Below are 13,572 nucleotides of genomic sequence, written 5' to 3'. Positions count from 1 at the left end.
AAGCAAAGCAATAGCAGGATCAATGAGAGGTTATGACCTGATTTGAAACTATTTGGCTTAAACGAATAATATATGTACAACATCATAGCGTGTTAATAACGCTTTTTTTAACGATTCAACAGGAGGACATAGTATGTGCTCCTGTCTAGCGATAATTTGTCTGGTACCATGAAAAATAATGAAAATTTGGTTGTTGTCCATTTAAGTGCCACGGCAGTATATGTCGTTATTGGCAATGTTGTCTCTGCAAAAGACATTCGTATTTTGGGCGTGGGGAAAGTTAAGAACAGCGATTTTTATCAAGGTCAAATAAAGCATCGTGAACGTCTACAAGGTGCTATCAAGCAAGCTATCCAAGAAGCTGAAGATACTGCTAACTGCCGCGTGCATAGTGTGTGGTTAACCCTAGCGACGCCTGAACTGTCTAGTAAAAACAGCGCAGGGGAAGTTAGGGTAGAAGATGACGTCGTGCGAGCCAATGATATGGTACAGGCATTGTCTAATGCCAAATCACGCGATCTACCATCTGATTACTACCTTATGCATTGTTGCCAGCAAGGTATCTACGTCGACGATCAAGATTTTATGGTCGATGACGTCATTGAGATGATGGCACACAACATTACTGTGATGTATCACATGATGATGATGCCAGTCGCTAGCCGCCAAAATATCCAAAAATTATTGCAAAGTTGCGACGTTGGTATCGACCACATTGTATTTGATGCGGTGACCAGTGCCGAATATAGCTTGATGAGTGAAGAGCGTCAGCAAGGCGTGTGCTTGGTGGATATTGGTGCCAGCACGACCAGTATCTGCGTTTATAAAGAAAATAAATTAATCTTTACCCATTGTATTGCTACCGGCAGTCACGAAGTAACGATGGATATCTCAGCTGATTTTGGTATATCGATGATCGAAGCTGAACGGTTGAAAAAATCTCACGGAACTGCTGACGCTACCAGCGTTGACCCCAGCGCTTTCTTCTTGTTTAAGCCGCAAGGGTCTAGTGATGAAATCAATATCGGTATCTATAATCTAGCACGCATTATCGAAGCACGTTATGTGCAGATATTTACAGAAGTGGCCCGTCAGTTACATGAGGCGGGTCTGATAGGTTATATAGATAAAGGCATCGTACTAACGGGTGGCGGTAGTACAATCAAAGGCATGATACCTTTCGCCAAAAGGCTGCTAAAAATGCCAGTCGTATTGACTAATACTCATCCTGCTATCAGTGCCTATAACCATTTTGATAATGATGAATCATTTAAGCAGCTTAATAGTCAGGTGAACGACCGTGCTTATCAAACGGCTTTTGGTACACTATTATATAGTCAAAGCGAGCAGTTTCGCCGCAGTGAAAAAAGCGAGCCTGATACGATCCAAAAAAATCGAGTCACAGGTGTCTTTCAAAGCGCAGGGCAACGCTTCGCTAACGTGTTGAAAAAAATACTATAGTAGTATTCTGAATATAGTCCTGTTTTATGAGTTATTTAGTGTTTAAGCAGCTCACAAGATATCAATGAGTAACTTGAGAAAAGATTAAAGTGATACTGATAATAATACGCTAAGCAAGAAAAGTAATACCTTGAGGTAATGACATATTATTGTCTATGCTGAACTATTTGATCTATAGCCCTGTTTTATTTAAATACATTTATATATAGTATGTCGATAGCGCGCCATATGAGTGCGTCAATACGTATCGACCTATACGCTATCTGCAACTGGAGAATCTTTTTTATGTCAAAATACACCATGCCAGATGATAATCAGCTTCAAAACAACGGCCAAGCGAGCTTCACTGTATTCGGTGTTGGCGGCGGCGGCGGTAATGCAGTTGAACATATGGTACAACAAGGAATTAGAGGTGTAACGTTCGTCTGTGCTAATACAGATAAGCAAGCGCTAGATCGTCTAACTGCACCGCACAAGCTACAGCTTGGTGCCAAAACAAACCGTGGTCTAGGTGCAGGGGCAAATCCAGAAGTGGGTCGTGAAGCTGCCGAAAGTGAAGAAGAATCTATCCGCGCATTGCTCGAACATTCAGATATGGTGTTCATCACCGCTGGTATGGGCGGCGGTACAGGTACAGGTGCAGCGCCAGTTGTTGCACGTATTGCAAAAGAAATGGAAGTGTTGACAGTGGCTGTCGTAACCACACCATTTAAGTTTGAAGGCGGTAAGCGCATCAAAGCTGCTAAAGCAGGTATCGAGCAGCTCACTAATTTCGTTGATTCAATTATCACCATTCCAAATGATAAGTTGATGAGCGTGTACGGTAACATCTCTATGCAAGATGCCTTCAAAAAAGCAGATGATGTGTTGTTGCATGCTGTGCAAGGTATTGCAGAGACGATCGCTAGCGAAGGTATGATTAATATTGACTTTAATGATATCCGTACGGCAATGACTGCTAAAGGTCATGCAATGATGGGTATCGGCCGTGCTAGTGGTGATGATCGTGCCCGTCAAGCCACTGAAAAAGCCATTAGATCACCATTACTTGACGATTTACGTCTAGAAAATGCCAAAGGCCTACTGGTTAACGTCATTTCTTCTGAATCATTATCATTGGATGAGATGAGTAAAATTAGTATTATCGTTGAAGAAATCACTGATATCGATGACGCTCATATTTTCTACGGTTCTGTGATTGATGAAAAAATGGGTGATGACTTGCATGTCACAGTCATTGCAACAGGTTTGACTCTGGATGAAAATGCAGGTCAAGAGCCAGAAGTGGTTGAGCAGCCGGTACCTTCTGTAAATAGCACACAGCCTGTCGATCCTAATGTGCATACCAGTGCATTGAACAGCCAAAAGCATTCGCAAGCTCAGATGCATCAGGACACTGCTCCGCGTTCAAGTACGCCTCAAGAGCAAACAAAGACAAAAACCAATAGTATCCAAGACTATCTGAAGCGCCAACAAAATAAATAGTCCTAACCCCATACAAAGAAGCCAGCATCTAAATGCTGGCTTTTTTATGTCTATAGATCAGGAACCGTATATAAAGGAAGAATAATAAAGGTCGTAGTACAATAAAATGTTTCAAACTATAAAAGTATGTCCAAAAACTACTACCTTAAATCCTTAGATGGTATATAAAAGTTATAGGAATAGAGCCACAACAAGGATAGTAATAGGGACGATAAGTGTTATCAATCAAGGAGATAAGGAAATTAACGCTTTTTATTTGTAGCGAATTAGGCATAGGTAATGGTACACTATGTCAATTGTAACAAAATATGTGAGAAAACAGCCATGAACCAAAGAACCATAAAAACAGCGATAGCCGTTACAGGTACTGGTCTACATAGTGGTCAGCCTGTTGACTTAGAGTTCCATCCACAGCCGGTTGATACTGGTATTGTTTTCGAGCGCTCCGATATTGTAGGTAGCGAGCCTATCCCAGCAAATGCATTTTTGGTACACGATACTATGATGTCCTCGAATCTAGTATTCGGTGGGACGCGAGTAGGTACCGTAGAGCACTTGCTTAGCGCGATTGCTGGACTTGGGGTAGATAATTTACTCGTTCGTGTTTCTGCCTCTGAGATACCTATCATGGACGGCAGTGCAGCGCCTTTTGTTGCTTTATTACTTGATGCAGGGTTTTGTGAGCAAGAAGCTTCAAAGAAGTTTATCAAAATCATCCGTCCAGTCCGCGTAAAAGTAGATGATAAATGGGCAGAGCTGCGCCCTTATGACGGGTTTGAATTGAATTTTGAGATTGACTTTGATCATCCTGCTATCGATAAAAACTTCCAACACGCACAGCTACAGTTCTCTACACAGAACTTCATTGAGCAATTGAGTGAAGCCCGTACTTTTGGCTTTTTACGTGATATAGAAGCCATGCGCCAAAACAATCTGGCTCTGGGCGGTAGCATGGACAATGCTATCGTCATTGATGACATGAATATTCTTAACGAAGAGGGTCTACGTTTTAACGACGAGTTTGTTCGTCACAAGATTTTAGATGCATTAGGGGATTTATATTTGATTGGTTATCCGATTATAGGACGTTTTAATGCCTATAAGTCTGGTCATGCATTAAACAATTTGCTAGTACGTGAGATATTATCCGATGAAGATAACTTTGAAATTGTAACTTTTGATGACAATGTAACATGCCCGATCGAGTATTTACCGTTGAATGGTTTAGCGGTTGAAGGATAAATACAGGAATATACACGAAGTATCGAAACATTTACGCAATATTACATAGTGACGTTATGATTACATTAATATAATATATCATATTTTGAATATATAGTCTAGATAATTTTTTAGATTTCTTTCTAAGGCAGTGTATATAAAAGCTGTAGGCAAATAATAAATCATCTGTTGGTTCCCTTTTAGATATAAGTGGAACTGACAGATGATTTTTTTTGTGTAATAGATTACAAAAACCCAGCGTTATCCATGCCATTATACGTTTTTATTTACATAACTTTACATTGTAATATTTATATTTTTACTCATTTATCAAACGCAAAAGCGCTTTTTTGAGGTTTTTATCAGTGGTGACATGCTCCGCAGCCTGTGATATAGTCCTTCTTGTGTTTTGGCTAAGAGCCTGATTTTCATTGGCTTTACAAGGTTTTGGCAAAGTTGCTGATAACACTGATGCTTGTTTAGAGGAACGATTATCAGTAGATATTTTAGCTACTACAACGCGGATTTGCTTGAGTTGTTTAAATGTAATTGACTGCTCTGTTAACACTTGCAAATAAGCGTTTTGTAAATAGCGAATATGATTGGCCGCTGTCATTGAGCCTACACTGAGTATTAATTGCTCAGAGGTTAAGCCTACGACCCAACAGGTATTGAGGATTTCCTCAGGTAGACAGTCTACCAGCAGCTCTTTTACCTCATTGGTCGCCTCTATATACAGCCGCATGTTATCAGCAAGAGTTTGAGGTAGTGCGCTACCAGCAAAAGCTTGATGATCTATAAGCTGGGCAAGCCGATTAGGCTGTTTTTTTGACATCGTAATGACTCATCTATTAGGTGACAAATTCGATATTCAGAACAGACATGCTAGAAGCAGTATATAGCATAGGGTTTATGAAACAGTTGACTAAGCAAGGTACTGGTATTAGTCACTATAAAAGAACGAGCTGTTGTGATCAGGATTTTATCACGTTTATCTGATAACTATATCCTCTAAATTAATCGATGCTTTGTCACGGATGACGAGCAGACTTGTATTAACAATAGGTAGTAAATTTATGAAACAAGCTTTATTAATTTTGTCAGTATTGGGAATGGGCATAGCACAGACGAGTGGTGCTGCCGAAACAACCTTTCAACCAAATAATACCTTGAGTCATACCATCACAAATATCTCTACTTCTGCGAACTACGGTTCTAGTCGCAACATCTATAGCACTAATAGCGGTGCTCATGTATATAGCAACGATGAGATCAGTCAAGCCATTGACAACCTAAGCGCTCATGCTAAACAAAAAGAATATCAGCTTGCCTCATTGACGAGTCGTTTGTCTTACGAGCAGCGTCAGCAGCAAGCGAGTCGCGTTCCTGATCGCAACTCTGCGCCTGCTATCGCAGCGGCAAATGCGTCAAGAGTAGCCCTATCTAGAAGCTCTGGCTATTGTGCTCGCTATGTACGTAAAGCATTACAGTCAGCAGGCTATGAGTTTACGCCGAATCCTTCAGCATATCAGTATGCCTCTCGTGGCACGCTAGCCCAAGCAGGATTTACCAAAATCAGTAATGATATGGCACCTCAAGTTGGCGATGTGGTTGTCTACAACCGTACGTCAAGTCGTCCACATGGTCATATTCAGATTTTTGATGGTAACGACTGGGTATCTGACTTCCGTCAAAACAGCATCAGCCCATACAGCGGTAATTATAGCTACACGACATGGCGTGATTCGCAGTATGTCGATGACGCATCTAACCGTGGTATCTACCTTGCAATGGCTGATAAATAAATATCGGTTAAACAGATCTAAAGTTTTCTCCAAACTCAGTAATGCTCTTTATGACATTGCTGAGTTTTTTTTGTGCTTTAAACAAAGATATTAAGAATAAGGGTATTTGAGTGAGTACAACCCATAGCATCACATTAAAGTTTAAATTTTGACCAATAGTCATGGTTATGAAAATCAGGTGGAGAGGCGTGCTGAGAGGCAAAATATAAACTGCGCTCACCAAACTGCAAAATAACACAAGGATGTATCTGCTCAACGGTTATATTGGCAACGCTGTATTTATGGTTAGGTAATTCAGTTATAGGAATAGAAAAGCGACGTTCATATTGATAAGACGAATTTACTCGTGATAGCTCGCTCTTTATAGATGTTTCTGGCTGACTGACACTATCAGACCAGTTGATAGCTACGCGTGTGAGTCCGTCAGTATCGTATAGCGGTGTTGGTGGTAAGGTAGCAGGGTTACGATAGCCTTTAAACTTATAGAGTGCATAGCGACCATCAGGACTGGCATTGACTTCAATATAAGGCGCTGTTTGCTGACGTATCGTTGACTCTTTACCACTGATGGGGCGGCCAGTGATAAAACACTCAAGGCAGGTCTCTTCCCATAGGTAGTCAGTAAATTTTACCCGGGCTTGCTGCCAAACTGGCCACGCCAATTGACCCGCTAATACGTGACTGGGTAAAGTGATTTGATAAGTTAAGCGTAATTGTAGTACGGGCTGATTAATAATATCAGCGATTACTTTGATATCGATACGCTGCAGATCATCAGTAGTTACGCCTAGCAGCTGCGCATCGTGCTCTAATGACTCTGTCGCTATATAGAGAGTAAAAGATTGATTCATTGTCTATAAAACTCGATAGTAATTATAAAAAAGTAATGAAAATAACAGCTACTAAGCATTAATATCAGGTGCCAACTAAGTCTTCAGCTACCAGGCAATATAAAAGCCGCGAGCAAGATGCATCGCGGCTTTTATATTTGCTGTCATTATTTAGAGCGTATTTTGATATTTTCAAAATGAGAACACACCCTAGTTATCAGCTCATCATCTTATTGCGCATGACGTGCTAAGTTAGACAGTTTTGGGTTTGCATTTGGGTTTTGACGTAGCAGTAGTGCCATACGGCCAATAGAGTGAACCAAAGACGCATTGGCTGCTTTGGCGAGCTGAGCACCAACGACGTCACGTTCTTCTTTGGTACCAGCAGGCAGTTTTACTTTGATAAGTTCATGATCTGATAAAGCGCGATCAATCTCTTCAGTAATGGTCGGTGTGATACCTTTGTTGCCAATCATAACGATAGGCTTTAGCTCGTGACCGATGCCTTTTAAGCGTTTGATAGTAGCGTTATCGAGTTGCATAGAATTCCTAGGTGTTGGTAAAAATAAAAAGGGTACTGTCAAAAACAGTTATTGATCATTATAGATAATATGAGACCGTCTTGCATGAGATCCGCAGGATTTTGCACGATTTTACGTGACGGAAATGTTAAACTGAATGTTTGGTTATATTATAAACGCTACTGCCCTATAAAACAGTGTTTTAACCAATAGAATTTAGTCAGTTTGTGACCAATCACGAATAAATGGCTTAATCGATGATACATTTAAAATAATCAACGTCTTATTGAGTTTAGATTGCTAGTCATAACGTAATTGAAAAGAGTATATTTGAGTTTGCCAAGTCATAGGAGCAGGTATTTTGGCCACGCGTATCGAAAACAAAAAACTGTCAAAGAGCAGCAGTGCTTGGATGAAAGAACATATCGACGATCATTATGTACAGAAAGCGCAAAAAGATGGCTACCGTGCCCGTGCGGCTTATAAGTTATTAGAGATTAATGAAAAAACGAGTTTGATTAAAAAAGGCATGACGGTCGTAGATTTGGGAAGTGCTCCTGGTAGTTGGTCTCAAGTAGCTGGTCAACTGGTCGGAGACAATGGCATTTTGATTGCGTCTGATATTTTACCGATGGATACTTTACCTGATGTCACCTTTATTCAGGGTGATTTTCGTGAAGCTGAAGTATTTGATGCCATTATGGCAGAAGTAGGCGACAGGCAAGTCGATGTGGTGCTGTCTGATATGGCCCCTAACACCGCAGGAAATAGCGCGATTGATCAGCCACGTATGATGTATCTGTGCGAGCTGGCAGTTGACTTTGCTTTATCAACCTTACCAGAAGGTGGCGCACTTATTATGAAAGTGTTTCAAGGCGAAGGTACCCAAGAATTACGCAAGCAGATGCAGCAGGATTTTAGTAAGATTCGTAGTATAAAGCCAGGTGCTTCGCGACCGCGATCAAAAGAGATGTTTTGGATAGCGATTAAATAGTTTTAACATCAATTAAATAGTTTTAACATCAATAAGTTGCGGTTCTTGTAAGCAAGATAGTAAGGCACCATAAAGTAGTGCTATCGCAGTATTAAAACTGTGACAATCGTTCAACGAATAATCGCAAAACCTGCTTGAATTATGCAGGTTAGCACCATATATCATGGTATATTACCTTTGTTTTTAGCATACGTTTTAGGCAAAGTCGTCTGATGACAAGCGTTTTATAAGCTCATTAACGATATATCTATGTTTTTCTATACTGATTGCTCACAAAAACAGCCTTTGTGCTATTTTTGGATCACGCTATTTTGAGCAAGTGTTTTTAGTATTGAAATATTTATCAAAAATGAGTAACACGTTTATAGACGTCACGTGTTTAGTAAACACACCAATAAGTAAGGGATGGGAATAACTAGTGAGCGACATGGTAAAAAATACCTTATTGTGGCTGGTGGTAATCGGCGTTTTGGTACTGGTGTTTAGCGGCTTTGATCAGTCTTCTGAGCCGGATAACCTTAATTACTCTGAGTTTGTGACCGCTGTGTCAGAGAATCAAGTAGCCAGTGTCGAGATCGATGGCGAACAGATCACCGGCGAAAAGAAAAATGGTTCATCTTTTGAGACCATTAGACCAGCTGTGTCAGATGACCAGCTAATGCCAATGCTACGTGAGAACCAAGTCGAAGTTCAAGGAACGGCACCAAAGCGCCAAAGCGTACTGATGCAGCTACTGATAGCCAGTTTCCCAATTTTACTGATTATTGGTCTGTTCTTATTCTTTATGCGTAATATGCAAGGCGGCGCTGGTGGTAAAGGCGGTGGCCCGATGAGCTTTGGTAAATCAAAAGCGAAAATGCTGACTGAAGATCAAATCAACGTGAACTTCGAAGACGTGGCTGGTTGTGAAGAGGCCAAAGAAGAAGTCGTTGAAGTTGTCGACTTTTTGCGCGATCCAGATAAATTTACCAAACTTGGTGCGACGATTCCTCGTGGTATCTTGATGGTGGGTCCACCAGGTACGGGTAAAACGTTGCTAGCAAGAGCTATCGCTGGTGAAGCTAAAGTACCGTTCTTTTCAATCTCAGGGTCTGACTTTGTAGAGATGTTCGTAGGTGTTGGTGCATCACGTGTCCGCGATATGTTCGAACAAGCAAAGAAAAGCGCACCTTGTATCATCTTTATCGATGAGATTGATGCAGTCGGTCGTCATCGTGGCTCTGGCATGGGCGGTGGTAACGACGAGCGTGAGCAGACATTGAACCAGCTATTGGTTGAGATGGATGGTTTTGAAGGTAATGAAGGCGTTATCGTTATTGCTGCAACTAACCGTGCTGACGTACTTGATAAAGCGTTATTGCGTCCAGGTCGTTTTGACCGTCAGGTACAAGTAGGCTTGCCAGACATCAAAGGTCGTGAGCAAATCCTAAAAGTACATTTGAAGAAACTACCGAACACTATCAGTGTAGACGCCAGTTCTCTTGCTCGTGGTACACCGGGATTCAGTGGTGCACAGCTTGCCAACCTTGTAAACGAAGCAGCATTATTTGCCGCACGTCGTAACAAGACCAGCGTCGACATGAATGACTTTGAAGATGCCAAAGATAAGCTATACATGGGCCCTGAACGCAAATCTATGGTGATACGCGAAGAAGAGCGCCGTGCCACGGCTTATCATGAAGCGGGTCATGCTTTGGTTGCGGAGCTATTGCCAGGTACAGATCCTGTGCATAAAGTTACTATTATGCCGCGTGGTTTTGCCCTTGGTGTGACTTGGCAGCTGCCTGAACATGACCAAACCAGCATGTATAAGTCAAAGATGCTAAGTGATATTGCTATTTTGTTCGGTGGTCGTATCGCCGAGGAAGTCTTTATCAACCAGATGTCAACGGGCGCTTCAAATGACTTTGAACGTGCAACCAAAATGGCGCGTGCAATGGTAACGAAGTACGGTATGTCTGATGCACTTGGTATCATGGTTTATGAAGATGATGACAATTCACAAGGATACTTTGGTGGCGGTGGCCGTACGATCTCAGAAGCCACGCAGCAAAAGGTTGATGACGAAGTACGCCGTATGCTAGAAGAGCAATATGACATTGCTCGTGAATTGATTGAAGGTAACCAAGATAAAATGCATGCGATGGTTGATGCATTGATGAACTGGGAAACTATTGATCGTGATCAACTGCAGGACATTTTAGCAGGAGAAGATCCACGTCCACCTAGAGTGTATCAGCATAACGAAGTGAACTTGTCGAAGAACGATATCAAAACTACTGGGACTACACCGCCACCACTACCAGCGATGTAAATGTAAGCTACTCTGTATTTGACAAAAAAGCCCTTTATGATAAAGGGCTTTTTTTATTGTCATCATTTTATACAGGTTTTAGGACAGCATAAGATTTACTGGTATCATAAGCATAGACGAAAGCAGCTAATACTATTTCAAAACGATTATTAATTAGAGATCGGTCATGTCATTATTTCAGCCTTTACCCAACTATAAAATCACCAGTCGCGACAAAACACTGAATTTGTCGCAGCCTCATATCATGGGTATCCTCAACGTCACACCAGACTCATTTTCAGATGGTGGGCAATTTAACGGTGTAGATAAGGCTGTTGCGCATTGTCAGCAGATGATAGAAGAGGGCGCGACTATTATTGATATCGGCGGTGAGTCTACTCGTCCCCATGCAGACACTGTCGCGACTACTGAGGAGCTACAGCGAGTCGTGCCAGTGGTTCACGCAATTCGGCAGCACTGCGGTGATAGTATCTGGCTATCTATAGATACCAGTAATCCAAAGGTCATGCAGGCAGCCTTTGATGCTGGTGCTGATATTTGGAATGACGTCAGAGCACTAAAACGTACTGGTGCAGCAGAGTTGGCAGCGACTCTTGATATACCTGTTATGCTAATGCATATGCGCGGTGAGCCAACCACGATGAATAATCTGGCACAGTATGACGATGTGATAGGTGAGGTGAGTACAGAATTGACTGCTCGCATTCACGAAGTGATAAGCTCTGGTGTCAACAAAGATAAAATTATTATAGACCCAGGCTTTGGTTTTGCTAAAAATTACGAGCACCACTGTGCATTATTGAGTCAATTAAGCAAACTACAGGCGTTACAGTTACCCATGATGTTTGGCATTTCACGTAAACGCTTCTTAGCAGAAGTGTTGACTAACAGTAGCGCTCAAGCAATGCAAAGTACACAAGCCATAGAGCGAGATGCAATCGGTACGGCTGCTGGGATATTTGCGTTACAACAGGGAGCAAGTATCATCCGTACGCATAATGTAGGAATGATGCAGCAAGCAGTGGCATTGTGGAGTCAACTATCAGAATATCCTCACTAGCGTCACTTGATAAGCCGAGACGATGGATAAGGTGTGCTACTGTGAGAAATATTTATATGCTATATCTAAAATCTATCTCTTACTGACTATTGAACCGATTATTAAAAACCACTTAAAAAATGAGAGTATCTGTATGACCAATATTATCCAACCAGAACCAACCAATGAGCAGCGCCGTATTATCTACCAGGCTCGCCGCGGTTTAAAAGAATTAGATTTTTATATTGATCCTTATGTTAAAGAGCTGTACCTAACAGCAGACGCTACTGAGCAAGAGACCTTCGCTCAGATGCTCACGCATGAAGATCCTGACTTGCTCGATTATTTTACCAATCAGAATCGACCAGAAGAGGATGATATCTGGGCGTTAGTGAATAAAATAAAAACTTGGCGCCATACCAAAGATTTGGTGTAGAAGTAGCGCAACTGATGACTCCAATATTTGACGTTTTACATAGCATACTCATATGACGCTGGTAACCTCACTACGCATTGATACCGCTATTCAAACTGCCAGCCGTTTACGGTGGTTACTTTATGCCAGCCTAATCGTCTTAATGATGGTATTGGCATGGCTGGCATCTTTGGTATTGTGGCAGTATGTACTTATTTTGGTAGTCTCAGTAGCCGTTGCTAGTTATCTCATTATGTCCCGTCCGACACCGTTACGCATCAGCCAGCCGCCGCTAAGGCAACGTCTTGATAAACAGTGGCAGCTGTTGGTTCGCACGGGTCGAGGTGATGAGTTGTGGCATGCTCAATTACTCACTGTACATCGCTACCCATGGGTAATTATTATTAATTTTAAAATAACAGCGCCTTATCGAAAGCCTTTATCGATAACAGTCTTCCGTGACCAAGTAAATAGTGAGAACTGGAGGGCGCTCAATGTTCTAGCCAATACCGTTATGGAGTAACCTTCATAGGGCTTTATCAAATTTTTATGTCAACTTGACCCTCATATCCATGAACTTACGAACACCTACATGTCATAACAAAACACCTATCTTGCTGTTCCAAGACATTTGCTATATTAATAAACAAGCATAAAGCATATAAACCAACCACTCGATGTCGCAGATTTTATACATGTAAAAAGCACGTATCTGTCGGCTTAGATGGTGGTTTTTTATTATAATTAATATGACAAAGAGGAATAGAAAATGAGTTTATTAGGGAATTTAGTGAGTCAAGTTGCCCGTAGCGCGATGAACCCAGATGACGCTCAGCGTAATCCGGTAAACCAGCGTGTCGAACCACGTCGTACAGGTGGCTTAGGTGATATATTAGGCAGTGTGCTTGGCGGTAGTAGCCAGACTGGTGGTTATAATCCGCAGCAATATGACCGCAAGCCAGATAATGGTTTTGGTTTAGACGACATTATAGGTGGTTTGGCAGGCGGTAACCAACGTGGTAGTGTGAGCTCAGGCGCTGGTGGGTTAGGAGACATCTTGGGTAGTGTATTAGGTGGTCAACGTAGTAGCAGCGGGTTTGGTGGTAAAGGAATGCTTATCGCTGTTCTTATGCCGATGGTACTAAGCTGGATCAAGCGTAATGGTGGTATAGGCGGTGCACTAACAAAAATCACTGGTATGGGACACGGCGCTCAAGCACGCTCTTGGATGAGTACGAACGAGGCCAATGACAATCTAGACCCAAATGAAATCAATCGCTTGTTTGACGAAAGCGAAATCCAGCAAGTGGCCGCTCGTACAGGTGCCAACGAAACAGAAGTACGTCAAGGACTTGCTGAATTATTACCTGAAGTCATGAACCAGCTAACCCCTAATGGCAACCTAGACAATGAAGCGGAAGCAAATGAAGAAATCGATCAAATCATAGGTCAACTGTCTAACCGTCTTGGTACGCTGAAGTAATTAA

At 41.8% G+C, this 13,572-nt stretch carries 13 protein-coding genes; 10 read left to right on the top strand and 3 right to left on the bottom strand.

Annotation, left to right across the window (positions count from 1 at the left end; all coding sequences use genetic code 11):
* Positions 1-135: 135 nt before the first annotated feature.
* From ftsA to lpxC, 3 genes are all read left to right on the top strand, one after another.
* Positions 136-1,461 (top strand): cell division protein FtsA, encoded by a 1,326-nt coding sequence (gene ftsA, locus AC5JPT_RS06910; protein WP_493844359.1) that lies wholly within the window; start codon positions 136-138, stop codon positions 1,459-1,461.
* Between the two features lie 285 nt (positions 1,462-1,746).
* The gene (gene ftsZ / locus AC5JPT_RS06905) at positions 1,747-2,946 is read left to right on the top strand and encodes a cell division protein FtsZ (RefSeq protein ID WP_493857585.1); all 1,200 of its coding nucleotides are present in this window, start codon (positions 1,747-1,749) and stop codon (positions 2,944-2,946) included.
* Positions 2,947-3,270: 324 nt separating this feature from the next.
* A complete protein-coding gene (gene lpxC, locus AC5JPT_RS06900) occupies positions 3,271-4,188 on the top strand; it encodes a UDP-3-O-acyl-N-acetylglucosamine deacetylase (protein ID WP_319051414.1) in 918 nt (305 codons plus the stop codon).
* A 298-nt stretch (positions 4,189-4,486) separates the two neighbouring features.
* Here the strand turns inward: lpxC and AC5JPT_RS06895 are convergent, their stop codons facing one another.
* Positions 4,487-5,002: a hypothetical protein gene (locus tag AC5JPT_RS06895; RefSeq protein WP_493857584.1), complete on the bottom strand. Its 516-nt coding sequence runs from the start codon at positions 5,000-5,002 to the stop codon at positions 4,487-4,489.
* Between the two features lie 241 nt (positions 5,003-5,243).
* On the opposite strand from AC5JPT_RS06895, the gene AC5JPT_RS06890 reads away from it, so the two are divergent.
* On the top strand, positions 5,244-5,972 hold the full coding sequence (locus AC5JPT_RS06890) for a CHAP domain-containing protein (RefSeq protein ID WP_319051416.1): 729 nt from the start codon (positions 5,244-5,246) through the stop codon (positions 5,970-5,972).
* A 134-nt stretch (positions 5,973-6,106) separates the two neighbouring features.
* Here AC5JPT_RS06890 and AC5JPT_RS06885 read toward each other — a convergent pair whose 3' ends face one another.
* Together AC5JPT_RS06885 and AC5JPT_RS06880 are read right to left on the bottom strand one after the other, a co-directional pair.
* Positions 6,107-6,823 carry a DOMON domain-containing protein gene (locus AC5JPT_RS06885; RefSeq protein ID WP_493857583.1) on the bottom strand — a complete coding sequence of 239 codons (717 nt, stop codon included), beginning with the start codon at positions 6,821-6,823 and terminating at the stop codon, positions 6,107-6,109.
* A 209-nt stretch (positions 6,824-7,032) separates the two neighbouring features.
* A complete protein-coding gene (locus tag AC5JPT_RS06880) occupies positions 7,033-7,344 on the bottom strand; it encodes a YhbY family RNA-binding protein (protein WP_319051418.1) in 312 nt (103 codons plus the stop codon).
* Between the two features lie 340 nt (positions 7,345-7,684).
* Here AC5JPT_RS06880 and AC5JPT_RS06875 point away from each other — a divergent pair, with 340 nt between their 5' ends.
* The 6 genes from AC5JPT_RS06875 to AC5JPT_RS06850 all read left to right on the top strand — a co-directional run bounded on the left by AC5JPT_RS06875 (position 7,685) and on the right by AC5JPT_RS06850 (position 13,568).
* Entirely contained in the window at positions 7,685-8,317 is a 633-nt protein-coding gene (locus tag AC5JPT_RS06875) for an RlmE family RNA methyltransferase (protein WP_493857582.1), read from the top strand.
* A 418-nt stretch (positions 8,318-8,735) separates the two neighbouring features.
* Positions 8,736-10,631: an ATP-dependent zinc metalloprotease FtsH gene (ftsH, locus tag AC5JPT_RS06870; protein ID WP_443525752.1), complete on the top strand. Its 1,896-nt coding sequence runs from the start codon at positions 8,736-8,738 to the stop codon at positions 10,629-10,631.
* Between the two features lie 166 nt (positions 10,632-10,797).
* Complete coding sequence (gene folP, locus AC5JPT_RS06865; RefSeq protein WP_493857581.1) at positions 10,798-11,691, top strand: dihydropteroate synthase; 894 nt, start codon at positions 10,798-10,800, stop codon at positions 11,689-11,691.
* A gap of 133 nt (positions 11,692-11,824) precedes the next feature.
* Positions 11,825-12,106, top strand: coding sequence for an FAD assembly factor SdhE (locus tag AC5JPT_RS06860; protein WP_443525756.1), 282 nt, complete (start codon positions 11,825-11,827; stop codon positions 12,104-12,106).
* Positions 12,107-12,158: 52 nt separating this feature from the next.
* Complete coding sequence (locus AC5JPT_RS06855; protein ID WP_493857580.1) at positions 12,159-12,608, top strand: hypothetical protein; 450 nt, start codon at positions 12,159-12,161, stop codon at positions 12,606-12,608.
* A 246-nt stretch (positions 12,609-12,854) separates the two neighbouring features.
* Complete coding sequence (locus AC5JPT_RS06850; protein ID WP_493857579.1) at positions 12,855-13,568, top strand: YidB family protein; 714 nt, start codon at positions 12,855-12,857, stop codon at positions 13,566-13,568.
* Positions 13,569-13,572 lie beyond the last annotated feature (4 nt).

Source organism: Psychrobacter sp. H26 (genome assembly GCF_059073035.1).
This window is presented reverse-complemented; position numbering and strand designations above follow the sequence as displayed.